The organism is Streptomyces cinereospinus (genome assembly GCF_042430725.1).
In the GTDB taxonomy this organism is placed as follows: domain Bacteria; phylum Actinomycetota; class Actinomycetes; order Streptomycetales; family Streptomycetaceae; genus Streptomyces; species Streptomyces cinereospinus.
Map to the genome: position 1 here is coordinate 84102 of NZ_JBHMCY010000011.1, position 26590 is coordinate 110691.

At 73.0% G+C, this 26590-nt stretch carries 22 protein-coding genes; 16 read left to right on the forward strand and 6 right to left on the reverse strand.

From position 1 onward, the window contains the following. Positions 1–499: 499 nt before the first annotated feature. The 3 genes from ACFF45_RS08235 to ACFF45_RS08245 all read right to left on the reverse strand — a co-directional run bounded on the left by ACFF45_RS08235 (position 500) and on the right by ACFF45_RS08245 (position 4180). Positions 500–1753 carry an ATP-grasp domain-containing protein gene (locus ACFF45_RS08235; RefSeq protein ID WP_381343962.1) on the reverse strand — a complete coding sequence of 418 codons (1254 nt, stop codon included), beginning with the start codon at positions 1751–1753 and terminating at the stop codon, positions 500–502. Positions 1754–1832: 79 nt separating this feature from the next. After that, the gene (locus ACFF45_RS08240) at positions 1833–3167 is read right to left on the reverse strand and encodes a hypothetical protein (RefSeq protein WP_381343965.1); all 1335 of its coding nucleotides are present in this window, start codon (positions 3165–3167) and stop codon (positions 1833–1835) included. 35 nt (positions 3168–3202) lie between these two features. Further along, the gene (locus ACFF45_RS08245) at positions 3203–4180 is read right to left on the reverse strand and encodes an alpha/beta hydrolase (protein ID WP_381343967.1); all 978 of its coding nucleotides are present in this window, start codon (positions 4178–4180) and stop codon (positions 3203–3205) included. A gap of 353 nt (positions 4181–4533) precedes the next feature. Between ACFF45_RS08245 and ACFF45_RS08250 the strand changes: the two genes are divergently transcribed. The 11 genes from ACFF45_RS08250 (at position 4534) to ACFF45_RS08300 (ending at position 15980) form a co-directional block, all read left to right on the forward strand. Continuing rightward, entirely contained in the window at positions 4534–5679 is a 1146-nt protein-coding gene (locus ACFF45_RS08250; protein ID WP_381343970.1) for a hypothetical protein, read from the forward strand. 29 nt (positions 5680–5708) lie between these two features. Beyond that, positions 5709–7046 (forward strand): DUF8614 domain-containing protein, encoded by a 1338-nt coding sequence (locus tag ACFF45_RS08255; protein ID WP_381343972.1) that lies wholly within the window; start codon positions 5709–5711, stop codon positions 7044–7046. Positions 7047–7052: 6 nt separating this feature from the next. After that, on the forward strand, positions 7053–7796 hold the full coding sequence (locus tag ACFF45_RS08260; RefSeq protein WP_381343974.1) for an SDR family NAD(P)-dependent oxidoreductase: 744 nt from the start codon (positions 7053–7055) through the stop codon (positions 7794–7796). A gap of 30 nt (positions 7797–7826) precedes the next feature. Next, complete coding sequence (locus ACFF45_RS08265) at positions 7827–8603, forward strand: hypothetical protein (RefSeq protein WP_381343976.1); 777 nt, start codon at positions 7827–7829, stop codon at positions 8601–8603. A 22-nt stretch (positions 8604–8625) separates the two neighbouring features. Then, entirely contained in the window at positions 8626–9462 is an 837-nt protein-coding gene (locus tag ACFF45_RS08270; protein WP_381343979.1) for a nitrilase-related carbon-nitrogen hydrolase, read from the forward strand. Positions 9463–9494: 32 nt separating this feature from the next. Then, positions 9495–10472 carry an alpha/beta hydrolase gene (locus tag ACFF45_RS08275; protein WP_381343982.1) on the forward strand — a complete coding sequence of 326 codons (978 nt, stop codon included), beginning with the start codon at positions 9495–9497 and terminating at the stop codon, positions 10470–10472. A 189-nt stretch (positions 10473–10661) separates the two neighbouring features. Then, positions 10662–11885 (forward strand): ATP-grasp domain-containing protein, encoded by a 1224-nt coding sequence (locus ACFF45_RS08280; RefSeq protein WP_381343984.1) that lies wholly within the window; start codon positions 10662–10664, stop codon positions 11883–11885. Next, positions 11882–13093, forward strand: coding sequence for an MFS transporter (locus ACFF45_RS08285; protein ID WP_381343987.1), 1212 nt, complete (start codon positions 11882–11884; stop codon positions 13091–13093). The genes ACFF45_RS08280 and ACFF45_RS08285 overlap by 4 nt, the downstream gene beginning before the upstream one ends. A 67-nt stretch (positions 13094–13160) precedes the next feature. Further along, positions 13161–14819, forward strand: coding sequence for an AMP-binding protein (locus ACFF45_RS08290; RefSeq protein WP_381343989.1), 1659 nt, complete (start codon positions 13161–13163; stop codon positions 14817–14819). A gap of 58 nt (positions 14820–14877) precedes the next feature. Continuing rightward, positions 14878–15135 carry an acyl carrier protein gene (locus tag ACFF45_RS08295; protein WP_381343992.1) on the forward strand — a complete coding sequence of 86 codons (258 nt, stop codon included), beginning with the start codon at positions 14878–14880 and terminating at the stop codon, positions 15133–15135. A gap of 77 nt (positions 15136–15212) precedes the next feature. Then, complete coding sequence (locus tag ACFF45_RS08300) at positions 15213–15980, forward strand: B3/B4 domain-containing protein (RefSeq protein ID WP_381343995.1); 768 nt, start codon at positions 15213–15215, stop codon at positions 15978–15980. Positions 15981–16153: 173 nt separating this feature from the next. Here the strand turns inward: ACFF45_RS08300 and ACFF45_RS08305 are convergent, their stop codons facing one another. Next, on the reverse strand, positions 16154–17428 hold the full coding sequence (locus tag ACFF45_RS08305; RefSeq protein WP_381343997.1) for an ATP-grasp domain-containing protein: 1275 nt from the start codon (positions 17426–17428) through the stop codon (positions 16154–16156). Between the two features lie 287 nt (positions 17429–17715). On the opposite strand from ACFF45_RS08305, the gene ACFF45_RS08310 reads away from it, so the two are divergent. Genes ACFF45_RS08310 through pdxR form a run of 5 tightly spaced genes read left to right on the forward strand, consistent with a single transcriptional unit; the run spans position 17716 to position 23172 of the window. Then, positions 17716–18942, forward strand: coding sequence for an MFS transporter (locus ACFF45_RS08310; RefSeq protein WP_381343999.1), 1227 nt, complete (start codon positions 17716–17718; stop codon positions 18940–18942). Positions 18943–18948: 6 nt separating this feature from the next. Further along, positions 18949–19947 (forward strand): thiamine pyrophosphate-dependent dehydrogenase E1 component subunit alpha, encoded by a 999-nt coding sequence (locus ACFF45_RS08315; RefSeq protein ID WP_381344001.1) that lies wholly within the window; start codon positions 18949–18951, stop codon positions 19945–19947. After that, the gene (locus tag ACFF45_RS08320) at positions 19944–20996 is read left to right on the forward strand and encodes an alpha-ketoacid dehydrogenase subunit beta (protein WP_381344004.1); all 1053 of its coding nucleotides are present in this window, start codon (positions 19944–19946) and stop codon (positions 20994–20996) included. The genes ACFF45_RS08315 and ACFF45_RS08320 overlap by 4 nt, the downstream gene beginning before the upstream one ends. Positions 20997–20998: 2 nt before the next feature. Then, entirely contained in the window at positions 20999–21766 is a 768-nt protein-coding gene (locus ACFF45_RS08325) for an SDR family NAD(P)-dependent oxidoreductase (protein ID WP_381344006.1), read from the forward strand. Then, on the forward strand, positions 21763–23172 hold the full coding sequence (gene pdxR, locus ACFF45_RS08330; RefSeq protein ID WP_381344008.1) for a MocR-like pyridoxine biosynthesis transcription factor PdxR: 1410 nt from the start codon (positions 21763–21765) through the stop codon (positions 23170–23172). Before ACFF45_RS08325 ends, pdxR begins: the two co-directional genes overlap by 4 nt. Positions 23173–23222: 50 nt before the next feature. Here the strand turns inward: pdxR and ACFF45_RS08335 are convergent, their stop codons facing one another. Continuing rightward, entirely contained in the window at positions 23223–24623 is a 1401-nt protein-coding gene (locus ACFF45_RS08335; protein ID WP_381344010.1) for a nitrosuccinate lyase, read from the reverse strand. After that, the gene (locus ACFF45_RS08340; RefSeq protein ID WP_381344013.1) at positions 24620–26578 is read right to left on the reverse strand and encodes an FAD/NAD(P)-binding protein; all 1959 of its coding nucleotides are present in this window, start codon (positions 26576–26578) and stop codon (positions 24620–24622) included. Before ACFF45_RS08340 ends, ACFF45_RS08335 begins: the two co-directional genes overlap by 4 nt. Positions 26579–26590: the final 12 nt, after the last annotated feature.

The window sequence follows — 26590 nt, forward strand, 5'->3', positions numbered from 1 at the left end:
GGCCGTTCTGTGCGTGGTCGGGGTGGGTGCGGGGCTTGGCGGGCCGTTCTGTGCGTGGTCGGGGTGGGTGCGGGGCTTGGCGGGCCGTTCTGTGCGTGGTCGGGGGGCCTCGGGGCTTGCCCGGTCTTCCCTCCGTCGCGGGGCGGCCTCGCTCGCCGGGCCCTCCCGTGCGTCCTTGGTGCGGCCTGGGGCGGGCCCGGGCCCTCCGTCCGTCGCGGGGGCGGCCTCGGGGCTTGCCGGGCCCGTCCTGTGCGTCGTCGGGGCGGCCCGGGGCTCCGCCCGCCCTCCGTCCGTTCCGGGGCGGCCCTTGAGGTTGCCCGGTCCGTCCCGCGCGTCTGCGAGGCGGCCCTGGAGCCTGCCCGGTCCGTCCCGCCCCCTCCCGGACCGGCTCAGGGCCCGCCCGGCCCTCCCGTCCGCCTCGGAAGGCCCCTGGGAGGGGTCTCCGTGGGCCGTCGGCGACGTGGGGGCCGGGCGGGCCCTGGAGGGGGCCGCCACCCGGTCAGCGGGGGGCGTACACCGCCTCGGTGCCGGTGTCGATGTGCAGTCGGGACAGGGACGCGCGGGCCCGGTCCAGCGCCTGCCGGCCGGTGCGGCCGACGGCGATGGCGTGGGCGTGGCGGGCGGTGTTGTTGAGCTGGGGCCGGCTGTGGTCGCCCGCGCTCACGTAGACGCTGACGTCCGTGACGCCCTCCGCGAGGCGCGCGTGGCCGGCGCCCCGCACGGCCCGGACGTCACCGGGGTCGGCCGGCAGGAACGCGATGGCCGCGGCCTGCCGGGTGGTCACGGTGGGCGGGGTCCACGGTCCGAGGTGCATCCGCACCAGCTCCGCGCAGAGGTCCACGCCGGTCGACAGGGCGACCAGGTGCGTGATGCGGTCACCGGCCGGCCGGCAGTTGATCTCGATCAGCCGCGGACCGTCGGCCGCCAGCCGCAGTTCGACGTGGGCCGCGCCCAGGTCGAAGCCGACGGCCCGCAGCGCGTCGGTGGCCACCCGGGCGCAGCGGTCGGCCAGGTCGCCGTCCAGGTCGGCCGGCACGTGGTGCCCCGTCTCGAAGAAGTAGGGCGGCCGGCTCAGCTCCTTCCAGGTCAGCGCGACGACGGTGGGCGTGCCGCCGTGCACCAGGATCTCGACGCTCACCTCGGGACCGTCGACGTACTCCTCCATCAGGGCGGCGGGTATCTTGCGCTGGCCGCGTTCGTTGTGGGTGTCGGCCAGCAGCGCGCCGATGTGCGCGGCGGCCTCCGCGGCGGACGCGCACAGGCGCACGCCGTTGCTGCCGGCGTCGTCCAGGGGCTTGACGACGCACGGGTAGGGCAGTTCCCACCGGTACGCCTCGTCCGGGTCGGTCACCCGGGCGAAACGGGGGATCGGCACCCCCGCCGCGGCGCACAGCCGCCGGGTCAGGGACTTGTCGCGGGCCGCCCGCACCCCGTCCGGGGAGGGACCGGGCAGCCCCAGGGACCGGCTCGCGTCGGCGGCGCAGATCATGTGCCACTCACCGACGGCCAGCAGCGCGTCGACCTGCCGGTCGAGGTTCTTGACGGTGGCGACGACGCTGTCCGGGTCGTTGGTGTCGCAGCTCACGACGGAGTCCAGCCAGGCCGGGTCCAGCTTCTCGTGACCGGGCGCCAGGTACAGGTCCAGGTCCTGGGTCAGGAAGGTGACACGGTGGCCGGCGGCCCGGGCGGCGGCCATGGCCTCGTACCCGCTGCCGGTCAGGTTGCTTTCGAGGAAGGCGATGTGCTTCGTCATGCGTGGAGTCAGCCTGTCGGTGGGAGGGCGCGGTCGGACGGCGGGTCCTCGCGGCGGCGAGGACCCCTGAGGCGGAGGGTCAGCCGAAGGTCCAGCCGAACTCCACGGGGGGCAGCGGCTCCTGCACCGCCGACCGGGCCCGGTGCTGCACTCCGGCGGCGAACGCCGCACGCACCTCGGCCAGGGCGAACACGTCGGCCTCCCACAGCGCCGCGTGCAGCGAGCGGACGAGGCTCTCCAGCGCCGGGCGGGCGGCGGCGACCGCCTCCGGGGTGAGCGGGCGGCTCCACGCGGAGTGGCCCTGCCGCAGCCGGCCGATGACCAGCAGGGCCGCGGCCGTGTCGGCGGCGTCCTGGTGGGGAAGCTCCGTGTACGGGGTCAGTTCCTCGACGATGTCGCGCAGCGGGTCGGGCGTGCCGGTGGACTCCGCCGCCGCCAGCACGCCGAGCAGCACGGCGTACGCCTCCTCGAACCCGGCGCGCTCGAAGCTCTTCAGCCCGGGTGCCGGCGCCCCGGCGCCCGCCAGCGACGCCCGGCGCCACCCGTGCGCCGCGACCTGGGCGACGCTGCGCCGGAGCGAGCGGCGCAGGGAGGTGTCGAGGTCCTCGGCGGATCGTTCCGGTGCCGAGGCCAGGGCCTGTCGCAGACGGTGACGCCGTACGTTGGCGAAGAGCACCACCGGGCCCGGCGGCCGCAGCGGGGTCAGGTCCCAGTGGCCGGAAAGCGTCACCCCGCCGGCCAGCAGCAGATCGGCGACGGCGAAGCCGGGCCGCCCGTCCGCCCGGTCGGCGGCGTCCTCGCCCAGGACGCCGCCCGCCGCGCGCCGGAGCTCGTCCAGCCGGGCGCCCACGGCGTCCGCCTCGGCCTGCAGTTCGCCGTGCGGAGCGGCGACGAGCAGGCACGGCGGGACCCGGCCGTGCCGTGCGGAGAGGCCGTCGTCCGGCGCCCCGGAGGCGGCGGGAGCCGGGCCGACGCCGACCCAGGGGTCGTCGCCGGTGCCGGGGCCGGCGGAGGCCGGGGGCGCGGGCTGCCACTGCCCCGAACCCGCGTACGCCGACAGCGCGTCGGCCGCCAGGCGGGCGGAGGAGTTCCGCTCCGCGTCCGCGACCTCGGACAGCTCCCGGGCGGCGGCGCGCAGGAGCGGGGCGACCTGCTCGGCGTACTGCTGGTCCGGCAGGACGGTGGCGGGCAGGTCGAGCAGTGCCGCGGCGTCCAGCAGGGCCTGGACGCGGAGCAGGTGCTGCCAGGAGTTGGGGAAACGGTTCCGCAGCGCTGTGTGCGCCGGATCGAGTCGGGCGAGGTGAAGGCGGGGTTCGTCGTGGTGCCAGAAGACGAGCCGTCGGTGCGCCTGTCGGACAGGGGACTCCCTGCCGATGTGCTGAGCACGGGCGGCGGCGGACATGGCCGTGTTCATCGGTTCCAACCTTCGGTGTGGACGCGGGGGCGAGGTCAGCTCGGCCGGGCGAAGGCGGCTTTGAGTGCGGCGGTCTGGTCGTCGAGGGCCTGCCGGGTGAGTTCCGCCTGCGGGGCCGCCAGGTCGAAGCCGTGGAACGTCCGTGCGAAACAGTGCAGTTCGACCGGGACGCCGTCGCGCATCATGCGGCAGGCGTAGTCGATCCCCTCGTCGCGCAAGGCGTCCACTTCGGCCACCAGCACGTACGCCGGGGCCACTCCGTGGAAGTGCGCGCGCCGGGCCGGCGCCGCGTACTCGTGCGGCTGCGCCGCGTCCCCCAGGTAGTGCCGCCACATCAGGGGGCTGTCCTCGACGTCCCAGCCGGAGGCCCGGGGGAAGCGCTGGAACGACTGCGAGGTCAGCCGGTCGTCCAGGGCCGGGTAGAGCAGCAGTTGCAGCGCGATGCGCGGGCCCGAGCGGTCGCGGGCCAGGAGGGCCAGCCCCGCGGCGATGTTGCCTCCCGCGCTGCTGCCGCCGACCGCGACGCGCGTGCCGTCCCAGCCGCGCGGGCCGGCCCCGCCGGCCACCTGGCACAGCACCGCGTAACAATCTTCCAGTGCGGCCGGAAAGGGGTGTTCCGGCGGCCGTCGATAATCCACGGACACCACGACTGCGCCGACCTCCCGGGAGAACCGGACGCAACGGTCGTGCTCGGTGTCAAGATCTCCCGCCACGAAGGCGCCGCCGTGCATGTAGAGAAGAACGGGAAGGGAATCCGATTGTTTTGCGCCATGCGGCGCATAGATTCGGACAGGTATTTTTCGGCCATCTTCCGGCACGTCGAAGGTGGTGTCCTCGACTTTGACATTTCCCTCGTCGGGACCGGATCCGCGCAGCGCGCGCGAGAGCGAGACCGCCCGCCTGAAGTTGCGCCGCGCCTTGAGTGGATCAATGAAGGAGACAAAGGGCTGACGCCGCTCGGCCTCGACCAGCTCCTCGTCAAGGAGGCTTGAGACACTGTCCGTTGAGGTCACACCGGGGACTGTACACATGCCCATGTCGTGCACCGCAAGGGTTTCCGGGCGCGTCCCGCCTGGCTCGTGTGCCGTGGGCGTGATGTCCGGATCCCCGGCTTTCGCGGCGCATTTTCGTCATTGCCGTCACTTGGCAGGGCGCGTTCGCATTCCCTTAACCGAAAACCGTTGACTCGTTGATCGATTCACAGGTAATTTTTTTGACGGCGGTCCATCCGGTCGGGACTCGCCTGCATGAAGCTACTCTCCGTAACGACGCACAGCTCCCCTCACCCGGGCTGTGCGTTTCTTGTGCCGCCTGCTCCATAGTCGCAGCCAGGCGCCAACCTCAAATCTCAGGGGGTGGATGGTCCATGCAATCATCCGGAAAGCTACTCATCGACGCGCTCCTCGTCGTCGGATTCGGAGTTCAGCACTCCGGTCTCGCGACCCTCCGTGTCAAGCGCCTGGTCAAGGCGAAGACCGGTATCGAGGCGCTGGCCTGGCGCTCCGTGGAGTCCCTCTCCAACGTGGTGTACATCCTCGTGGCGGCCGCGCTGTGGCAGCACACGGGCGACGTGGTCTGGGAACTCACTGGCGCGTCCATGGTCATCATGTACGCGCTCGCCGTCGCCTCGTGGCTGTGGTACTGGCAGCTGCACCTGTTCGAGTACGACTGCGGACTGGCCTTCGGCTCCACCACACTGGTCTCCCAGGCGGCCGGCGCCCAGGGCCCCAAGCTGATCAACTGGAAGGTCGGCAGCCGGCGCTGGATCCGCTTCCCGGTCCACACGGCCTTCTTCGGCATGTTCTTCTGCCTGCCCGTCATGACCACCGACCTGCTGGTCCTGGCCGTGGTGCTGAACGTCTACAACGTGATCGGCAGCATCCTCTACGACAAGCGGATCATCGCGACGGCCGGGGACGCCGCCCGTCCCTACATCAACCTCACCGGCCTGATCTTCCCGCCCGTCTACCGCAACCCCGCGGGCGCCCGCGACCTGGAGATGGCCGCCCCGCTGCACTGGCGCAAGCCGTCCATGCACCTGCCCGGACTCGTGGTGGGCGTGGCACTCGGTGTCATGTACTACTTCCTCATCGGTCCGCGCGCCGTCACCTCGACGGACATGCTGCAGGCCGGCGGCGCCGGTCTCCTGGGCGCCGTCCTCACCGGTCTGCTGCTGGGCACCGTCCTGAAGCCGAAGGCCGCGGACTGGGGCCAGCAGCAGACGGACCTGTCGACCACCGTCGCCCTCAACGCCGCCACCGGCGTGGTCACCTGGGCCGTGATCGGCTGGGTCGACACCGGCGTGGCGCCGTCCTTCGCCGCGTTCCTGCCCCTGTGGTTCACCGTCCAGTACCTCGGACACGTCTTCGCCTTCCTCGCCAACCGCAAGAAGTGGTCGGCCTCGCTGACCCCGGTCGAGCGTGCGTCCGGTTCCGAGAAGTCCGCCCAGCCCGTGGGCCGTCCCGCGCCGTCGGCGACCGCCGCGGCCATGGGACAGGCGAACGCCGGCTAAGACGAGCCATCACTTAGGGAGAGCCGCACGTGCGCAGCGCCAGTCTCGACATCCCGCTCCGCGAAACCCTCCACCAATTCCCGTTCTGGCACCGGGAAGAACCGGTCGTCGCCGCCTTCCGGATCGACCCGGAGTACGCCGGGCTGCGTGAGCAGTTCCCGGACACCTGGGAGCACCTGGTACGGGCCAAACTGCTGCTCGACAGCGCCACGGCGCTGGACGTTCCCACCGTGACCGGCTCGGACGAGGAGCACGCCGAGCGCGTCGCCGGCCTCTTCAAGGCGGCGGCCGCGACGCTGAACCGTTTCGCCGACGAGGAGAAGGCGGAGTCCGCCCGCACGGCCGTCGAACACGCCCGGCAGGCGGCCGAACGCATCGTCATCTACGCCGACAGCCAGGAATGGAAGCCGGTGACGCTGCTGGAGCCGGCCCCCGGCGAGCCGTGGCTGTACTGCGGGCCGATCGGCACCTGGGCGATGCGGGACGTCGCCTCCCCGATCGGCCTGCTGGTCACCGTCCCCTGCCCCGAGCTGCAGACCGAGATCGACACGGTCAACGGCCGGATCGGGCAGATGCAGCAGGAGGCGGCCCGGATCCTGGGCGAGCAGGTCAAGTCCGTCCAGGACATCCACCCCACCATGCACATCATGAACCTGCTGCTGGCGGGCGGGGAGTCGGTCTCCGGGCACAAGAACTTCGCCCACTTCTTCCCGCTGGAGGCCGCCGAGTCCTCGGTCCTCGGGCCCGAGTTCACCGTGGTCTTCGCCAACGTGCACCGGGAGCGGATGCGCCGCTGCTCCCTGCCGCTGCTCCAGGACGTGCAGGACGGCACGGCCGAGGAGCGGCTGGACGACGTGCTGCGCATGTCGCTGCGCTGGTTCCGCTGCCACGACCTGGGCCACTTCTGGCGCCGTGCCTCCGTGCCCGGCGCGGGTGAGGCCCCCTCGGAGATCAGCTACTTCGAGCGCATGGCCCTGGAGGAGGCGTACGCCGACGTCCTCGGCCTGCTGACGGCACACGCCATGGGACCCCGGCCGGAGCTCGGGACCGCGTTCACCGCGGAACTCGTGCGCTACCTGTCCCGGCGCTACCATCACTTCGCCGACAGCGCGGCCGCCGTGCTCACCCTGGGCTGGCTCCAGGAACACCCGCAGGACGTGGAGTTCCCCCTGACGGACGACTTCATCGGGGCATCCCGCGAGGTCCTCACGGACCTGGCGAGGGCGCTGCACAGCGTGCTGTGGGACGCCGACCCGACCGAGATCGCCCGGCTGCGGGCCGCGTTGACCAAGGGCGCGGAGTACCGGGACTCGCTCACCCGGCACTTCGACCACCTGCCCACCGACCTCACCTACACCTTCGGTTAAGGAACCATGAACGCTCGCACAGTCGTCATCTCCGGCGCCTCCTCCGGTATCGGTCTGGCCACGGCCCGGCGCTTCGCCGACGCCGGTGACCATGTGGTCAACCTCGATCTCAGCAAGCCCGCCGCCGAGGACGCGGTGGGCCGGTGGATCAAGACCGACGTCACCGACTGGGACGCCGTCCGCGCCACCGTGGACGGCGTGGCCGAGGAGTCCGGCTCCATCGACGTGGTCGTCGCCAACGCGGGCATCAGCCTGCGGCGCACGTTCGTCGACATGACGGAGAAGGACATCAGGCAGCTGATGGACATCAACGTCATGGGAGTGATGGCGCTGTGGCAGGCCGCGGCGCGCCACATGATCAAGGCGCGCCGCGGTGTGCTCCTGGCCACGGCCTCCACCAACGGCTCGGCCGGCTACCCGTACTACGCCGACTACAACGCCTCGAAGGCGGCCGTACTGGCCCTCTCCCGCAGCCTGGCCCTGGAGCTCGCGCCGCACGTGCGCACCGCCTGTGTCAGCCCCGGCTACGTGATGACGCCGATGCAGCGGGCGGAGTACACCGACGAGATGTTCGCCGAGGTCAACGCGAAGATCCCGGCCAACCGGCACGCGGACCCCGCGGAGATCGCGTCCGCGTTCTTCTTCCTGGCCTCCGACGACGCCCGTTTCATCACCGGTCAGCAGCTCATCGTCGACGGCGGCGAACTGGCGGGCGGCACCGCGTCGGCGCACGGCACCGTCTTCGCCTGATCCGACGCCTTCGACGATGGGGAGCCACTGATGACTGTCACCTCTGCCGCCGTGAGGGAACTGCCGCTGATCGGCGAGGTGCTGGCAGACGCCGTCCACCGGTGCCAGACCGTCGGTCTCGACGGCGGGCTCACGGCGTACGTGGTGGAGGAACCGGGGAAGACGCTCACCGTCTCCGCGCACCACCGGGTCTACGACGCCCTGGTCCCGGTCACCACCCAGTCCTTCGGCGCCGACATGACGCCCTACTGGGCGCAGCGGAGCAAGGAGGGCTATCTGGAGCGGCTGGCCGAGTTCGTCCTCGTCGGTGACGAGAACGGGGCGTTCGTCGGCTGGACCGGGCACCACCTGCTCCGGTTCGACGAGCACGTGATCATCTACCTGGACTCCACGGGGATGGTCCCGCTGCGCCAGTCCAAGGGCACCATGCGCAAGCTGATGCGCGAGCGGATCGTGCACCACGTCCTGCCGCAGTGCCCGGAGCACCTGCCGGTCTACCTGACGGCGCGTACCGAGAGCCCGATCTTCTACCGGCTCATGCTCGGCCTGACCGACGGGGGCGCGGTGTTCCCGGCCCCGGGCACGCCGCTGCCCGAGGGGGTCGAGAAGTGCGGCGTGGACCTGGCCACCTGGCTGGGCCAGCGCACCATCCTCGAACCGGGGACGCTGACGCTGCGCAACGCCTACGACACCCTGGACGAGCTGTACGGGGAGCTTCCCACCACGGGCAATCCGGAGCTGGACGCCATGTTCCGCGGCACGCTCGGGCCGCTGGACGCCTTCCTCGTCGTCGCCCGGATGTGCTGACCCCGCACCGAGAGAGAAGATCATGCGAGCCGTACTCCTCCAGGCCGACGTGGATCACCGGCAGCCGGTGGAGCGGCGGGTGGCCGCGGTGTGCGACCAGGTCGTCGCGCACCGCGGCGCGGACCTCGTCGTCCTGCCCGAGCTGTGGGCCACCGGCTACTTCGCGTTCGACGACTACGAGCGGACCGCGCAGCCGCTGGACGGGCCGACCGCCCGGACGCTGAGCGAGGCGGCCCGCTCGGCCGGGGTGCTGCTGCACGCCGGCAGCGTCGTCGAACGCGCCCCGGACGGACGGCTGTACAACACCAGCCTGCTCTTCGGCTCCGCCGGGGAACTGCTGCACACCTACCGCAAGGTGCACCTCTTCGGGCACCAGTCGCGGGAGACGGCCCTGCTGTCCCACGGCGACACGCTGCTCGCCCAGGACACCGCGGTCGGCCGGCTCGGCCTGGCCGCCTGCTACGACCTGCGGTTCCCGGAGCTGTTCCGGGTACTGGCGGAGGACGGCGCCGAGGTGTTCGTGGTGGCCGCCGCCTGGCCGGCCGCCCGGATCGCCCACTGGCGGCTGCTGCTGCAGGCCCGTGCCCTGGAGAACCAGGCCTGGGTCCTGGCGTGCAACGCCGCCGGGCGGCAGGGCGCGACCGAACTGGGGGGCCACAGCATGGCCGTCGACCCCCGGGGGCAGGTCGTCGCCGAGGCGGAGGCCGGCGCGGCCGTGCTGGAGGCCTGTTTCGACCGGGCCGAGGTGGCACGGGCGCGCGCGGACTTCCCGGCCTTCTCCGACCGCCGTGTCACCGCGGACGGCCGGACGGCGACCGTCCGGACCCGTCGGGGCCCCTCCGGCGCCCCGACCCCCTGATCCATCAAGCCCGCTGCCGCTGAGGAACGCCCGTGCCCATCATCGTGCCCCAAGGTCTCGACCCCGAGCTGGTCCGCGTCGCCGAGCTGCAACCCGACCTCGACTACGGCCGCCCCCAGGAGTCCCGGGAGGCGCTGCGCCGCGCCTACCGGATCTCCCGGGCCCTGCGCGGGCGGAACGCGCCGGACGACGGCCTCACGGTCACGGACCGCCGGATCCCGGCGCGTGCGGGGGCGCCGGACATCCCGGTGCGCGTCTACACCCGTCCCGGCGGCGACGCTCCGGCCCCCTGTCTGCTCTTCTTCCACGGCGGGGGCTTCGTCACCGGCAACCTCGACACCGAGGACGACCGCTGCCGCGCGTACGCGCGGCGCACCGGCGTCACCGTCGTCTCCGTCGACTACCGGCTCGCGCCCGAGCACCCCTTCCCGTGCGCCTTCGAGGACTGCTACGACGCCCTGCTGTGGGTGGTGGCGAACGCCGGTGAACTGGGCGTCGACAGCGGGCGCGTCGTCGTCGGCGGGACGAGCGCGGGCGGTGCCCTCACCGCGGCGGTCACGCTGGCCTCCCGCGATCTCGACGGCCCCGCCGTCCGGCACCAGATGCTGCTGTATCCGGTGACCGACCACGCCATGCGGACCCGGTCGATGCGGGAGTTCGACGCCACCCCGGGCTGGCACGCCCGGAACAACGTGCACATGTGGCGGCACTACCTCGGCACCGACGAGCCGGAGAAGGTCTCCCCGTACGCCGCCCCGGCCGAGGCCGGCGACCTGTCCGGGCTGCCCCCGGCCTACCTGATGACCATCGAGTTCGACCCGCTGCGCGACGAGGGGATCGACTTCGGGCGCCGCCTGCTGGCCGCCGGGGTCTCCGTGCGGCTGCACCACCTACCCGGCACCTTCCACGGATTCGACGCCGCCGCCCCGCAGTCCACGGTCGGCCGGCGGGCCCTGGACGAACAGTGCGCCGTGCTGGCCCGGGCCACCGGGACAACCGTCGTCCGGTGAACTCCGGGAACGGCCCCGGGGAATTCTTCCGGACTTCACGGATTGCGGGCTTCCGCACATCCCCGACGCGGTTCCCGGCGCGCGGTTCCAGCATTTTCGGCCGATCTGGATTTGTCCGAGGTGACCCTCAACCTACCTGGTGACAGGACGCGTTGACAGTCATTCAATGTCTATGGTGAGGTGTGGGCCATGAACAGGAAGAAGCTCCTGCTTATCGGTAGTGGCGGCCGGCCATTCCGGGAGTACGCCCTCAAGGCGATCAGTGAGCGCGTCGACGTAATCCTCGTCGAAGGGCGCGAGATCACCTGGCAGGAGCCTTATGTCAAAGGCTTTCATCGCATAGATCCGGACGACTCGGAGGAACTGCTCCGGGTGGCCCGGGAGGAGTCCCCGGACGGGGTGCTCACCTATGACGAGGCGCTGGTCGAATCGACCGCGGAAATCGGCCGCGCGCTGGGCGTGCCCCACACCGACCCCGAGGCCGTCCGGCGGTGCAAGGACAAGAGCGCCCTGCGCGCCTGCCTCACCGAGGCCGGGCTCGGGCCGGTGCGGTTCGCCGTCGCCCATGACGTCGACGCGGCCCGCGCCGCGGCCGCCGGCATCGGGTACCCGGTGGTCCTCAAGCCGCGCGCGCTCGGCGGCAGCATCGGGGTGGTCCGGGTGGACGACGAGCCGCAGCTCGTCGCCGCGTTCACCGTCGCCGCCGAGGCCAGCGCCTCCGACGGCACCACCTCCCGGATCGCGGGCGTCCTGGTGGAGGAGTACCTGGACGGTCCCGAGTTCAGCGCGGACTGCGCCACCTGGCAGGGCGTGACCACCCCCGTGGTGGTGGCCGAGAAGGCCGTCGGTTTCGCCCCGTACTTCGAGGAGCTCGGCCACATCGTGCCCCCGGCGCCGCATCCCGGGCTGGACGAGGCGCTCTCCCTGGTCGTCGACGCGCACAAGGCCGCGGGGCTGGACAACCTGGTCACACACACCGAGTTCCGGCTCACCGGCCGCGGGCCGCGCATCATCGAGATCAACGTCCGGCTGGGCGGGGGCCTCATCCCGCTGCTGGGCACGCTCGCCCAGGGCACCGACCTCGCCGGGGCGTCGGCGGACATCGCGGTGGGGCGGCAGCCCGACCTGCCGGGCGCCCGTACCGGCGTGGCGGCCATCAGCATGCTCTACCCCCGGCAGGACATGCGGGTCGACCGGGTCCGGCTGGCCCGCGACACCGACGCGTACCCCGGGCTCGACCGGTTCGTGACGTTCCTCCCGGCCGGCACCGAGGTGCGGCTCCCGCCCCACGGCTTCCTGTCCCGGGTCGGTTTCGCCGTGGTGAGCGGCGCGGACCGCGAGGAGTGCCTGGCCCGGCGCGACGCCGTCGAGGCGGACGTGGTGATCGAAGGCGAGTCGCTGGGCGCCGTATGAGTACTGGCCAGGAGGCGGGCACGCGCCCGGCGGAGGACAAACCCCGGTCGATCGCCGCGATCGTCCGGCACGCACCGCGACCGGTGTGGGTGCTGGTCACCGGCGTCTTCCTCAATCGCGCCGGCTCGTTCTTCGCCACCTTCCTCGTGCTCTTCCTGCAGCAACTCGGCTTCACGCCGCGGGAGATGCCCGCCATCCTGCTCGCCGTCGGGGTCGCCACCCCGCTGGGCTCCCTCATGGGCGGATGGGCCTCCGACCGGCTCTCCCGGAAGACCTCACTGGTCGGCTCCACCCTGCTCGCCTCGTGCGGGCTGGGCGTCATCGCCGCGGCACCGAACAAGACGGTGGCGCTGGCCGGGGTGTTCGGCGCGGCCCTCTTCGCCCAGGCCTACCTGCCGGCCGCCTCGGCGCTCCTGGTCGACCACACCGAAGAGCGCGACCGGGTGCCCGTCTTCGCGTTCTTCCGGCTCGCCCTGAACCTGGGGTCCACCGTCGGGCCGCTGATCGCCGCCGTCGTCGCCCAGCACAGCATCCGCCCGCTGTTCCTGATCAGCTGCTGCATGTACGCGCTGTTCAGCCTGTTGCTGGCGGTCGGGCTGCCCTCGGTGCGCGGCGCCGCGCGGGTGCGGCCGAAGAGCACCGGGACCGACGCGGGCATCCCGCCGCGCCTGGTGGTCTTCTACCTGTCGATCGTGGCCATCACCGCCGTGTACGTGCAGTACAACTCGACCGTCGCGCTGTCGGTCTCCGAGGCGCACGGCCCCGACGCCTACGCCTACCTCCTCACCCTCAACGGCGCCCTGGTCATCCTCTGCGAGATGCCGCTGAGCGGACTGACCCGCAGGGTGGCCTGGTGGATCCCGGCGCTGGCCGGCACGGTCCTGATGACGGTGGGCATCGTGCTGTCGGGGGCCGCCCGGCCCTACGCCGCCGTCGCGGCCGGCGTGGTGATCTGGACCGTCGGCGAGATGCTCTTCTCGCCCGTGGTCAGCAGCGCCACGGCCGCCCTGTCGCCCCCCGACCGGGTCGGCCGCTACCAGGGCTACCTGTCCACGGTCCAGGCGGTGGCGTTCGGCCTGGGCCCCGCGGCCGGCACCTTCCTGTACGGCACCGACACCCGCATGCTCTGGCTGTGCTGCGCGGGTGTGGGGGCACTGGCGTGTTGCGGATTCGTCGCGGCCGGCCGGGCCGCGCGGCGAGCCCGGTGACCCGCCCCGCACGCCGCCCGTCCCACGGCACCGTCCTCGTCATCCCAGGTAGGAGCAGTAGCAGCTGATGGACGCACAACTCGCCGCCGGCACCACCGGACCGGCGCCCGCCCCGCGCGGCGCCGGCGTCGTCATCGACTGGCTGGGCCGCGCCCGGACCGGCGGGGTGCACCTCTACCACCGGGGCCGGACACGCTTCGTCGGCTGGCCCGAGGTGCACCGTGACGTGACCGAGCTGACCGAGCGGCTCGGCCACGGCGGCATCCGGGCCGGCATGCGGATCGGCCTGCGCGCGCACAACTGCTACGAGTGGCTGGTCCTGGACCTGGCGCTGCTGAACCTGGGTGCCGTGCCGGTCGCGCTGCCCGTCCCCGACTTCAAGGGCCGCGACAACGCCGGCCTCTGCCGGCAGTACGGCCTGTCCGCGGTGTTCGCGGGCAAGGAGGGCCGCGCCGCCTCCGACGACGTGTCCGTCGCCGCCCTGGAGACGGTGCTGAGCGAGCCGCTCGCCGTCAAGCCGCTGGACCCGGCCCCCGCTCCGCAGGGGGAGCGCCTGCCCGCCGGGGACGCCGAGGTGTTCACCCTCGCCTTCTCCTCCGGGACGGCCGGCCGCGTCAAGTGCCTGCTGCTCGGCTGGCCGGGCGTGGCGGCGCTGATCGAGGCGCACACGGAGGCGTACCCCTTCCGGCGCGACGACCGCGTCATGATCGCCCTGCCGCTCTCCACCTTCCAGCAGCGCTACCTGTGCTACCTGGCGATCCGCAACGACTGCGGCGTCGTGCTCACCACCGTCGGGCACTTCGTCGATGCCCTCCAGGCCACCAGGCCGACCGTCCTGCTGGGCCCGCCGAACTTCTACGAGTTCGTCGAGAACCGCTACCGCGCCATGGACCCCCGGCGCCGCGCCCGGCTGGAGTCCGTCGCCGTGCTGGCCTCCCTGCTGCCGTCCGAGCGGATGCGCCGGCACTGGCGACGCGGGGTCTTCCGCGAACTGCACGAGATGTACGGCGGATCGATGCGCCTGATGCTCGTCGGGTCCGCGCCGGTGCGGGACGGGATGCTGGAGTTCTTCGCGCGGACCGGTTTCGAGCTGTACCAGATCTACGGCATGACCGAGATCGGCTTCCTCACCTGGAACCGCCCCGGCGCCAACAAGATCGGCTCGGTCGGCCGCGAGGTCTACCCCGGGACCGTCTCCCTCTCCGGGGACGGCGAGGTCACCGTCCGCCACGACCGGCACCTGTGCGTCGGCTACGAGGGCGAGCCGGCGGAGAGCGTCGCCCAGGTGTTCCGCGGCGACGACACCATCGCCACCGGTGACCTCGGCACGTTCGACGAGGACGGCCATCTCGTCCTGCGCGGGCGGAAGAAGAACCTGATCATCACCACCGGCGGGCAGAAGCTCCAGCTGGAGGACCTGGAGGAGGAGCTGGCCCGCGCCCGGGGCGTGACCCAGGTCTGCCTGTACCCGCTGGACGGCGGCGGGATGGCCGCGGTCGCCTGGTGCGAGGGCGACCAGGAGGCCGCCGGGGCGTCGCTGCGGCCGCGGATCGACCAGCTCAACACCCGCCTCGGGCGCGCCCAGGACGTCCGCCGCCTGGCGCTGCTGCCCGGTCCCCTCGCCGCCGGCAGCCCCCTCCTCAACCGCAACCTCAAGGTCAACCGGGACGCGGTGCGCGAGGCGACCGCCGACCGGCTCGAACCCCTCGGCCCCCACGCCCCGTGACCGGCACCGCCGTGATCTCCCTCGTCCGTGACCATCCGTGCGACAGGCAGGAAATGACATGACCGACAAGCCGACCGTGGACACCCAGAGCGTCGCGACCGCCGTGGCCGGGCTCTGGAAGAACCTCCTCAAGCGCGACGACGTGCCGCACGACGTCGCCTTCCCGGAGCTGGGCGGCGACTCGCTGCTGCTGATCTCCCTGCTCACCCGCATCGAGGAGGACTTCGACGTCTACCTGGAGGCGGAGGACATCCTCGACGACCTCACCGTCGACGGCATGGCGCGAGCGATCGCCAAGGAACGCGCGGCATCCTGAACGCCCCGCCCCCGCACCCCCGCACGGGCACCCCGCCCGACCACCCGCCGCCCCCAGGAACACCCAGGAACACCCCTATGACTGAGTCGTACGACCCGGACAGCGCCGGCCCCGGGCCGCGCCGGCTGACCGTCGCCATGTCGCCGGAGATCGCCGCCCGCTACCCCGAGTGCCGCACCGTCTTCCTGCTGGCCCAGGGCATCAAGAACAACGAGCCCTGGCCCGGGACGGAGGAGGCGCTGGCCGCCCTCGAGACCGACGTGCGCGAAGGCCGCCGGCAACTGCCCACCGAGGACGAGGCCGCCATCGCCGCCTGGCACGACCTGCTGCGCAGCTTCGGGACGAACCCCCGGCGGGCCCGCCCCAGCATCGACGCGCTCAGCCGGCGGCTGCGCAAGTCCGGCCGGCTGCCCCGGGTCTCCTCGCTCGTGGACACCTGCAACCTGGTGTCCCTCACCTACATGCTGCCCACGGGCGGCTTCGACCTCGCGGCCTTCCGCACCGGCATCGAGCTGCGCCACGCGCGACCCGACGACGGCTACGTCCCGCTCGGCGAACCGGACAGGACCGAGACGCCGCTGACGGGCGAGGTGATCTACGCGGACGGCTCGCAGGTGATGACCCGGCACTGGAACCACCGCGACTCCGACGTCACCAAGGTCACCGAGGCCACCCGGGACGCGGTACTGCTCCTGGAGGGCATCTCCTCGGTCATCACGGCCGAGACGCTGCTGCGCGCCCGCGACGAGCTGGCCGAGCGGGTGGCGCCGCACGCCGAGCGCGTCAGCCTGTACGAGATCGACCCCGCCGAGCCGCTGGAACTCGTCTGGGAGCCGACGCCCTGATCCGCGCCCCGGGTCACCGTCCGGCCGCGGCCCCCCGCCGCGCCGGGGCCCCGGCCTCGTCCCCGCCCGCGGACGAGGCCGCAGTGCCGCAGCCGCGGGTGCGCGGCGCGGCCGACCCGCGGCGCGGCCCCGCCCGGGACCGCGTCCCGGCCGGGGCCGCCCGCCGGGGGCCGTCAGGCCCCCGGCTCGTCCTCCAGCTCGTAGAAGCCGCGGCCGTCGAGGAAGCGGACCGTGCCCAGGTCGCGCAGCAGGACCTCGTCGACGTCGTGCGCCAGCGACAGCGTCACCGGGTACGTGGAGTCGTCCACGGTCGGGCTGAGCGACTCGCCGGGGGAGACCAGGGGACGGACGCTCTCCACGCTCTCCAGGGACGCCAGTTCCTCCATGCCGCGGTAGGCGCGCAGCCGGCCGCGCACCGGCGAGACCATGGCGGCCCAGGCGACACTGCGGTGCACCACGTAGTCCTCGCCGCACCGGGCGTGGAACCGCTGCGGGTCGGTGTAGGCGTCGACGCTCCAGCTGATCTGCGACGCACCGGTGGCCCGCTGGGTGAACCCGGGCAGGTCCAGGCCGGAGATCCGGGCCCCCACCTCCACCAGGCAGGGACCGTCGGGCGTCAGCTTGACCTCGATGTGCGCGGGACCGTGCCGGATGCCCAGCGCGTCCAGCACCCGCAGCCCGTACTCCACCACCTGGTCCTGCACCTCGCCGCGGCGGGGCAGCAGATGGCAGGCCACGGCCAGGTCGAGCACGCCGTTGGCGCTGATCCGGTGCGTCTTCCACACGTCGGTCACGTGATGGCGGCCGTCCCGGCTCACCGTGTTGACCAGGTACTCGGCGCCCACCAGGTACTCCTGGGCGACCACACCGTCGTCGGGCTCGGAGAAGATGTTGCGCCGTCCGGTCAGCGCGCGGAAGGCGGCCACCGCGGCGTCCGGCGTGTCGCACCAGGTCACCCCGTCGTTGGCGGCGCTGCGCAGCGGCTTGAGCACGACCCGGCGGCCCAGCCGCTCGTGCCACTGACGCAGTTGCTCCTCGTCCCGCACCCGGATCTGCTCGGCGCCGCGCAGCCCGCTGGACTTGACGCGCTCGATCATCTCGAACTTGTCCCGCCGCGCCCGGCTCAGCGCCGTGCCGTTGGCCGGCAGGTCGAGTCCGGCGGCGACGAGCGCCTCGCCGAGCGCGTCCGCCAGCTCCACACCGAGTTCGCCGGCCGCCATCACGGCGACCGGTTTGAACTCCGCGATCTTTTCCGCCGTTTCCCGCACGTCTCCGTGGTGCACCAGGTCGACCGAGTAGGGGAAGGGGTCCGGTTTCCCGGCGTAGAGCGTCGGTACCTCCGGCGTGCTCTGCACTCTGATCGGCGTGAAACCGGCGGTGGAGAAGGCGTCCGCCAGCCGCCAGGAAAGGGCATAGGTGTCAACAAGGGCTATATGGCGGGTTGTCACGTCTGTGGATACCCTTCGGTGCGATGTCGAGTGATGATGTGGCGAGATAACCGAATCCAAGGTTTCGATTCCAGTTGCCCCACTCCGAGCTGTCAAGTCGCCCAGTTCAAAAGGTGTTTGACAGATCGTCAAAGGACGGGTGACAAAGATTACAGATGGCCTGGCGAGCATGGACTCGTCTCGTTCGGTCTTGTACGGTTCCGTTGAGGCGAAGAGCCGCGACGGGCTGCATCCGCAATTCAATTGAATGGGTCGGGGGAGGCTCATGACGCCCAGTTCCGAGTTCGATGCGTAAGTTAACCACGGTGGCCCGTCTTGCAGGGCTTCCGAAAAGTTTCTGGATTGTTTTCGCGGGACAGTTCGTCAATCGCATCGGCAATATGGTCGTCCCGTTCCTGGTGCTGTATCTGGGGCAGCAGGGGATGTCGGCGGGGGACGCGGGACTCGTCCTCGGCGCCGTCGGTGCCGGCGGACTCGCGTCCCAGCCGCTGGGCGGCTCGCTCACCGACCGCTTCGGCCCGCGGCTGGTGCTGGTCGGTGGTCTGTCGGCCAGTGCCGCGTCCATCGCCCTGCTCGGCTGCGCCCGTGGCCTTCCGGCCATCCTTGCCGCCGCCGTCCTGGTCGGCGTCGTGGCCGACGTCTACCGGCCCGCGGCCGCCGCGGTGGTGGCCCGGGTGGTGTCCCCGGCGGACCGGCCCCGCGCCTACAGCCTGATCTACTGGGCCGTCAATCTCGGAGTCGCCCTGGGCGGTCTGATCGCGGGCATCCTCACCAGCCACGGCTACTGGACCCTGTTCCTGGTGCAGTCCCTGACCACGGCCGCGTTCGCCGTGGTCACCGCGGCGCTGCTGCCGGCGGACCGCCCGGCCCCCCGGCGGACCCGGTCCGGCGGCGACGCGCCCGGTGCCGGGGCCCTGCGCGACCGGCTGCTCCTGGCGCTGACCGCGCTGAACCTGGTCAACGGCGTGGTGGCCGCGCAGATCACCGTCGGGCTGCCCCTGGCCATCCGGGACGACGGCCTCGGCGCCGGTGCCTACGGGGCGGTCTTCCTGGTCAGCGGCGTCATCATCGGCGTCACCCAGCCCCTGTTGTCCGCCTGGCTGGAACGGTACGACCGGCTGGTCGTGCTGAGCGTCTCCTGGCTCGTGTTCGGCCTGGGCATCGCCGCCACGGCCCTGGCGGACACCTGGCCCGAGTACCTCGTCACGGTGTGCGTCTGGACGCTCGGCGAGATCGGCGCGGCGAGCTTCGTCGGCTCGCTCGTCGCCGACCTGGCCCCGGAACACGCCCAGGGCCGCTACCAGGCCACGTTCGGCTGGTCGTACTCGGCCGCCCAGTTCGTCGGCCCTCCGGCGGGAGCGCACCTGTACGCCTCACTGGGACCCGGCGCCCTGTGGTGGTCCTGCGCGGGCCTCGGCGTCGCCGGCCTGGTCGCCGGCCTCGCCCTGGTCGCTCCGCTCCGCCGCCGGCTGCGGCCCGTTCCCCAGCCCATCACGCTCGAGAAGGTTGGCTGATCACCCATGCACACCTCCACACGAGAACCGGAGTCGACGACTCTCACGAACACCCCGCTGGAGCTGTTCCGGCGCATGACGCTGGCCAGACGGCTGGACGAGCGGATCCCCGCCCTCCAGGAGGCGGGCCTCATCAAGGGGCCCATGCACCTCGGCATCGGGCAGGAGGCGGTCGGCATCGGCGCCACGTCGGTGCTCGACCGGGGCGACCTCGTGACCGCCACCCACCGCCCGCACGCGCTGTACGTGGGGTGCGGGCTGCCGCTCGGCCCCACCCTGGCGGAGATGATGGGGCGGGCCGGCGGACAGGGCAAGGGACGCGGCGGCCACATGCTGGTCGGCGACCGCGACCACGGCCTCCTCGGACCGTCGGGCATCGTGGGCCACTCCCTGCTGCTGGCGGTCGGCCACGGCTTGGCCCACAAGCGTGCCCGCGAGGGGCGGGTCACGCTGTGCGTCACCGGCGACGGCTCGGTCAACTCCGGTGCCTTCAACGAGTCCCTGAACATGCTGGCCCTGTGGCAGCTGCCCGTGGTCGTCCTGGTGGAGAACAACGGGTACGGACTCAGCGTGCGCCTCGACCGCCACGTGTACGAGACGGAGCTGCACCGCCGGGGCGCCGCGTACGGCGTGCCCGCCGTCCGGGTCGACGGCAGTGACGTCGAGGCGGTGCGGGACGCCGTCGCGGGCGCGTTCGTCCGCGCCCGCACGGGGGGTGGGCCGACCCTGGTGGAGGCCGTCACCTTCCGGGACTGCGCCTTCTCCGGCGCCGACCGGGGCGGCTACCGGCAGGAGGACGAGTGGGAGGGCTACGTGGACCCCGTCGAGCTCGCCGCGGCACGGCTGCGCGCGGCCGGCACCTCCCCGGAGGACCTGGCGCGCGTCACCGGCGAGGTGGACGCGGAGCTCGACGAGGCGGTCGCCTTCGCCACCGCCAGCCCGTGGCCGGACCCGGCCGACATGCGCGTCTACGCCGCCCAGTGGGACGGGGAGGACCCCCGATGAACAACGCGACGCACCACGACACGCACCACGACACGACCCACCACGACAACGCAGCCCACCACGACACGAAGCACCCGGACACCACGTACGGCGCCGCCCTCAACGACGCCCTGCGCCAGGAGATGCGCAGGGACGACCGCGTCGTCCTGCTCGGCCAGGACGTCGGCGTGTACGGCGGTGTCTTCGGCGTCTCCTCGGGACTGCTCGACGAGTTCGGCCCGGAACGCGTGCTGGACACCCCCATCTCGGAGAACGGCATCGTCGGCGCCGCGGTCGGCATGGCCATGAGCGGCCTGCGGCCGGTCGTGGAGATGATGTACACGGACTTCATGACGCTCGCCCTGGACAGCATCGCCAACGGCGCGGCCGTCTTCCCCTTCGCGTACGGCGACCAGGTCCGGGTGCCGGTCGTGATCCGGACCCAGGGCGGCGCGGGCGTCAACGCCGGCCCCCAGCACTCCAAGTCGCTGGAGGCCTGGACCGCGCACCTGCCCGGCATCCACACCGTGATGCCCGCCGACCCGGCGGACGCCAAGGGCCTGCTGACCTCGGCGCTGCGCAGTGACGACCCGGTCGTGCTGGTCGAGCACAAACTGCTCTACAGGACCAGCGGCCCCGTGCCCCAGGGCGAGCACACCGTGCCGCTCGGCACGGCGCGGGTCGTCCGGCCGGGCACCGACGTCAGCGTCCTGGCCCTGTCCCGGATGGTCGGTGAGGCCCTGATCGCCGCCGAACGCCTCGCCGAGGAGGGCATCGACGCCGAGGTCGTGGACGTACGGTCGCTGCGCCCGCTGGACGTGGCCACCCTGGCGCGGTCGGCCCGCGCCACCGGCCGGGTCGTCGTGGCGACCGAGTCGTGGGTCCGGTACGGCCCCTCCGCGGAGATCGCCGCCGCCGTGACCGAGGCCGCGTTCGGCGCGCTGCGCGCCCCCGTGGTCCGGCTGGGCTCGCTGGGCGTGCCCTATCCCGCCAGCCCGGCGCTGGAGTCCACCGTGGTGCCGGACGCCGCGAGCATCCAGCAGTCCGTCGAGACCCTGATGAAGGAGTAGGAATGCCGGACAAGTCCTTCGACGGCAAGGTCGTCCTGGTCACCGGGGGCGGCACCGGCATCGGCCGGTCGATCGCCCTCGCCTTCGCGCGCCGGGGCGCGGACGTGGTGGTCTCCGGGCGGCGGACCGAGGAGCTGAAGGCGACCGTCGCCGAGATCGAGGAGGCGGGCGGCAGCGCCGACGCCTGCCCGGCGGACGTCACCCGGGACGAGCAGGTCGCCGCCCTCGTCGACACCGTGCTCGGCAAGTACGGCGCCCTGCACGTCGCCTGCAACAACGCGGGCGTCCCCGGTTCCGGCCGCAAACTGCACGAGTTCGCGACCGACGACTGGCGCCGCATCGTGGACACCAACCTCCAGGGCGTGTGGCTGTCGATGCGCCACCAGGTGCCGGCGATGCTGCGCCAGGGGAGCGGGAGCATCGTCAACGTCTCCTCCATCGCCGGCCTCGTGGGATACCTCGACGCGGCCCCCTACACCGCCGCCAAGCACGGGGTCGTGGGGCTCACCAGGAACGCCGCCATCGACTACGGGCCGAAGGGCATCCGGGTCAACGCGGTCTGCCCCGGCCCGGTGCTCACCCCGATGCTGGAGGAGGCGCGCCGCAACCGCGGCCCGTCCGCGGACGAGTTCTACCTGCGCAACATCCCCCTGGGGCGGCTCGCACGCCCCGAGGAGGTCGCCTCGGCGGTCCTGTGGCTGGCGTCCGACGAGGCCTCCTACGTCACCGGCCAGGCGCTGGCCGTCGACGGCGGGTGGACCGCGCAGTGAGTGCGCGTGCGCGCACCCACCCCCTGGACCTGCACCTCGACCTCGACCTGCGGCACCGGCGCGGCCGCAGCGAACAGCTCGTGCTGGCGCTGCGGCGGGCGATCGAGAGCGGCAGGCTGCTGCCGGGGACCCGCCTGCCCTCCACCCGCAGTGCCGCGGCCGACCTCGGCGTCGCCCGCGGCACCGTCGTCAGCGCCTACCACCACCTCATCGCCGAGGGGTACCTGGAGGCCGCGCAGGGCTCCGGAACCCGGGTGACCCGGCCGTCGGCGTCCGGGCACCAGGAGCCCGGCCCGGTCCCCGGGGCCCGCAGTCCCTGGCAGTACAACCTCAAGCCCGGCATGCCGGACGTGACCCTGTTCCCCCGCGCCGCCTGGGTCAAGTCGACCCAGCGGGTGCTGAACACGGCTCCCGCGGAGGCGCTGGACTACGGGGACCCGCGGGGCCGCCCGGAGCTGCGCCGTGCCCTGGCCGACTACCTCGGGCGCAGCCGGGGCGTCGTCACCCGTCCCGACCGGATCGTCATCTGCCACGGCTTCACCCAGGCGCTCGGCCTGATCGCCACCGTGCTGGCGGAGCAGGGGGTGGGCACGGTCTCCGTCGAGGACCCGAGCTACCCCCACTTCCGCGACATCATCCGGCTGGCCGGGCTCGGCACGCACGCCGTCGCCGTGGACGACGACGGGCTGCGGCCGGAGGGCCTGCGGGGCCGGGCCGCGGTGGTCACCCCGATCCACCAGTACCCGCTGGGCGTCACCATGTCCGCCGAACGCCGCAGGGCCCTGGTCTCCTGGGCGGAGGCGGTCGACGCGGTGATCGTGGAGGACGACTACGACGGCGAGTTCCAGTACGGCAGGAACCGGGTCGGCGCGTTGCAGGCGATGGCGCCGCACCGGGTGATCTACGCCGGCACCACGAGCAAGACGCTGGCCCCCGGGCTCCGGCTGGCCTGGCTCGCCGTACCGGCCGACTGGGTCGAACGGATCACCAGCGCCAAGCGCATCGCCGACCAGCACTCCGCGGCGCTGACCCAGATGATCGTCGCCGACCTGCTGGTGTCGGGCGCCTACGACCGGCACATCCGGCAGTGCCGGGACGGCTACCGCACGCGCCGCGACCAGCTCCGCCAGGCCCTGGCCGACCATGTGCCCGCGGCGCGGCTGGTGGGCGAGAACGCCGGCCTGCACACCCTGATCCGCTGGTCGCCGGAGGGCCCCGGGGAACGCGAGGTGCTCCGGGCCGCCCGCACCGAGTCCCTCGCCCTGGCCGGTCTCGGCGGCTACTGGGGAACTCCGGGCCCGCACCCCTCCGGACTGGTCGTCGGCTACGCCACCCCGCCACGGCACGCCTACGCCGGGGCCCTGGACGCGCTGGTCCGGGTCCTCGCCCGCTGCTTCGCGGGGTGAGCCGCGCGCCGGTACGCGGGGCCGGGGCGGCCGGCGCCGCCCCGGACGCCTCAGGCCAGCGCCCGGTCGACCAGTTCGGCCGCGGCCCCCGTGTAGTGCGCCGGGTCGCACAGCGCGTCCAGCTGCTCCCGGCTGAACACCTCGGTCACCAGCGGCAGTTCCGCGAGCACCTGGGCCAGCGGCACACCCGTGCCCGCGGCCCGCGCCGAGGCCTGGGCCAGCAGGCTCCTGGCCGTCTCCTTCCCCAGCCGGGGCGACAGCCGGGCACTGATCCGCTCGGACACCACCTGGCTGCCCGTCAGCCGCAGGTTGGCCGCCATGCGGTCGGCGTGCACGGTGAGGCCCTCGGCCAGTTCCACGGCCGTGTAGGCGGCGCCCCCGGTCAGCCGCAGCGCCTCGCGCAGCAGCTGCCACTCGGCGTGCCACGCCCCGCCGGAGCGTTCGTCCTCGGCGACCAGGCACTGCGTCAGCCCGGCGGAGACGACCGGCACCTGGAGCGCCGCGCTGCGGATCAGCGTCGCCAGCACCGGGTTCCGCTTGTGCGGCATGGCCGACGACGCCCCCCGGCCCTCCCCGGCCGGTTCCGCCACCTCCCCGATCTCGGTGCGCGCCAGCGTCTGCACGTCGACGGCCAGCTTGCCGAGCGCGCCGGCGGTGAAGGCGAGCGCCGCCGCCAGGTCGGCCAGGGGCGTGCGCAGGCTGTGCCAGGGGAGCGCGGGGCGGGCCAGCCCCGTCTCCGCGGCGAAGGCGTCCAGCAGCCGGCCGGCGTACTCCGGCGGCGGGAGGGCGTCCGGGCCGCTGTCGACCCGGGCGTACTCCAGGTAGCCCGCCAGGGTGCCCGCGGCGCCGCCCAGGGAGACGAACAGCCCGCCGTCGAGCACCCGGGTGAGCCGGGTCCCGGCGTCCAGCAGCAACTGGCGCCAGCCCGCCGCCTTGAGGCCGAAGGTGGTGGGGACCGCCTGCAGGGCCAGGGTCCGGCCGGCCATGACGGTGCCGCGGTGGCGCCGCGCCAGCGACCCGAGCGCCTCGGCCGCGCGGGCCAGGTCGGCGCGGATCAGGCGCAGCGCCCGGGCCGAGACCAGCATGGCGCCGGTGTCGAAGATGTCCTGGCTGGTCGAGCCCCGGTGGACGTACTCGGCCGCCTGCCGGTCCTCGGCCGCGACCAGCCGGGTCAGCGCGCGGACCAGTCCGACCACGGGGTTGGCGGTCTCCCGCGCCTCCACCGCCAGGGCCCGCACGTCGAAGTGCTCGGCGCGGGCCGCGGCGGTGATCACCCGCGCGCCGGCCGCCGGCACCGTGCCGAGGCTCGCCTGGGCCCTGACCAGGGCCGCCTCCGCGTCGAGCATGCCCTGCACCCAGGCGACGTCGCCGACGGCGGCTTCGACGGGCGTGCCGGCGCGCACGGGGGACAGCAGGCCGGTGTCGGCCTGGGCCGCGGGCGCCGGGGTCACGCGCCCACCTCCTGGGGGCGGGCCTCGGCGCGCAGCCCGGCCGGGGACAGCGCGAGCACCGCCCGGGCGATGGCGTCGGCGTCGCCCAGGCTGACCGAGTCGACCCCGGGGCGTGCGGTGGCCGCGGTCACCCAGTGCACCGACTCGGTCGGCACGCCGTGCGCGAAGCGCCGCGGATGGGCCCGGCCCCGCGCGTCGACGATCCGGCTGGGGCGGGGCGTCACCGCGACACCGCCCGTCTCGTGCACCGTCCCGCAGCCGCCGTCGATCCGGAAGGGCGTCATCTCGCCGTCCTCGAGGAGCTGGCGCATCAGCGGATCGGTCGTGCGGCGCACGTCGGGTTCCGGCAGCCGCGCCTCGATCAGCACCGACGCCCGCACGGGCGGCCCGGGTATCTCGCGCGAGGCGCACACGAAGGCCCGCTCGGCGGCGTCCACCCGGATGTCCGCTCCCGGCCCCGTCACCTGGAGGATGCCGGCCCTGATCAGCGCGACCAGCTGCTCGACGCGGAAGGCGGGCGGGCCGATCGACAGGAAGGCGTTGAGCGGCGTGTACCAGCCGTCCAGCTCGTCGCGGTGGGAGTTGCCGTCGAGCCCGCCGTGGTCGACCGCGAGCCTGATCTCGTTGCGCAGGTCGCGCAGGACGTCCAGGGCCGCCTTCACCGGGTTGCTCAGGTTCCCGCCCCGGGCCTGGCGGACGTCCTGCTCCAGGTGGCCGACGAGCCAGGCGTGGAACTCGCCCTGGTTGGCGAAGGAGCGGCCGGCGCTGGGGTGGGCGAGCCGCTCCCAGTCCCAGCGGCTCTCGGCCGGCACGCCGAACGCGTCCAGGACCTCGACCCGGTGCTCCTCCGGTTCGGCGGCCAGGTACAGCTCGGTGAACGCCTCCCGGTCCGCGCCGCGGCCGCAGCCGGCCAGCAGGGTGCTGTAGTAGACGCTCTCGACCTCACGGGCGATGAGCGGCCACAGGTCGATGCCGAAGTAGACGCGGTCGCCGTCGTCGGCCCGCCGGCGCAGTCCCGCGATGTGCTCGGCGGTCAGCAGCCGCGGGAAGTAGCGCCCGTGCGCGCCCTTCTCGTTCTCGCCGCGCGCGTGGTACGGGATGCCGCGCCGGGAGGTGGCGACCATCCGCGGCTCCAGCCCGCTGGGCTCGTAGACCAGCGCGTCGCCGCGCCGCACGAACCGGCCGCCGCGCCCGCTGGTGAGCAGGGCCATGTGGTCGAAGAAGTTCAGTCCCAGGCCGCGCAGCAGGACGGTCTGGCCGGGCCGGACGACATCGAGGTCCAGGTCGGCCGGGTTGGCCGGCGGCAGGTGGACCAGGCCGAGCGCGCGCGCCTGCTCGGTCAGCGCGCGTTCCTTGTCGTCGGCCTCGACCCCGACGTGGCCCTGGGAGAGGACCACCGCGTCCAGGCCGTCGATCAGCCGCCCGTTCTCCAGCAGGACGCTCTGCTCGGGCACGTCGTCGGTGCCGCCGCTCAGCGCCACGGCACGGGAGTAGTGGGTGGTGATGTCCACCTGGTCCGGCGCGGCCAGGCAGACACGGGCGAACATCTCGCGCAGATATCCGCCGAAGAAGGCCCGCGTCGGATAGCTGTCGGGGCCCAGCAGCCGGGCCTCGGCGAGCAGTTGCTCGTCCCGGTCACCGCTGTTCGCGGCGTGCGCCCCGCGCAGTTCCCGCGCCCACTCGTACAGGCTGGGACCCGGCTCCACCGGTCCTTCCATGGAGACGCTTTCGTCCGTGAAGACGGTGATCTGGGAAGCGACGGTATTCATGAGCAGTTGCCGGGACTGATCGGTTCGCCATACGGCACCGGCACCCGTCGGACTGGGGTCCACCAGATAGATGTGTACGCCTTGGCTTTGCGGAGCGCGGCGCGCGTTGGCACACAGTCGTTCCAGTACCGCCAGACCGCGCGGGCCGACTCCGACAATGCAGATCGACAAAGGCCTTCTGGGCACAGATATCTCTCC

Excerpts from the sequence above, each read along its gene's own strand:
- ACFF45_RS08280 (WP_381343984.1), top strand. The coding sequence starts at position 10,662 with ATGAACAGGAAGAAGCTCCTGCTTATCGGTAGTGGCGGCCGGCCATTC.
- ACFF45_RS08290 (WP_381343989.1), top strand. The coding sequence starts at position 13,161 with ATGGACGCACAACTCGCCGCCGGCACCACCGGACCGGCGCCCGCCCCG.
- ACFF45_RS08260 (WP_381343974.1), top strand. The coding sequence starts at position 7,053 with ATGAACGCTCGCACAGTCGTCATCTCCGGCGCCTCCTCCGGTATCGGT.
- ACFF45_RS08300 (WP_381343995.1), top strand. The coding sequence starts at position 15,213 with ATGACTGAGTCGTACGACCCGGACAGCGCCGGCCCCGGGCCGCGCCGG.
- ACFF45_RS08250 (WP_381343970.1), top strand. The coding sequence starts at position 4,534 with ATGCAATCATCCGGAAAGCTACTCATCGACGCGCTCCTCGTCGTCGGA.
- ACFF45_RS08320 (WP_381344004.1), top strand. The coding sequence starts at position 19,944 with ATGAACAACGCGACGCACCACGACACGCACCACGACACGACCCACCAC.
- ACFF45_RS08270 (WP_381343979.1), top strand. The coding sequence starts at position 8,626 with ATGCGAGCCGTACTCCTCCAGGCCGACGTGGATCACCGGCAGCCGGTG.
- ACFF45_RS08310 (WP_381343999.1), top strand. The coding sequence starts at position 17,716 with ATGCGTAAGTTAACCACGGTGGCCCGTCTTGCAGGGCTTCCGAAAAGT.
- ACFF45_RS08315 (WP_381344001.1), top strand. The coding sequence starts at position 18,949 with ATGCACACCTCCACACGAGAACCGGAGTCGACGACTCTCACGAACACC.
- ACFF45_RS08240 (WP_381343965.1), bottom strand. The coding sequence starts at position 3,167 with ATGAACACGGCCATGTCCGCCGCCGCCCGTGCTCAGCACATCGGCAGG.
- ACFF45_RS08325 (WP_381344006.1), top strand. The coding sequence starts at position 20,999 with ATGCCGGACAAGTCCTTCGACGGCAAGGTCGTCCTGGTCACCGGGGGC.
- ACFF45_RS08295 (WP_381343992.1), top strand. The coding sequence starts at position 14,878 with ATGACCGACAAGCCGACCGTGGACACCCAGAGCGTCGCGACCGCCGTG.
- ACFF45_RS08285 (WP_381343987.1), top strand. The coding sequence starts at position 11,882 with ATGAGTACTGGCCAGGAGGCGGGCACGCGCCCGGCGGAGGACAAACCC.
- ACFF45_RS08265 (WP_381343976.1), top strand. The coding sequence starts at position 7,827 with ATGACTGTCACCTCTGCCGCCGTGAGGGAACTGCCGCTGATCGGCGAG.
- ACFF45_RS08235 (WP_381343962.1), bottom strand. The coding sequence starts at position 1,753 with ATGACGAAGCACATCGCCTTCCTCGAAAGCAACCTGACCGGCAGCGGG.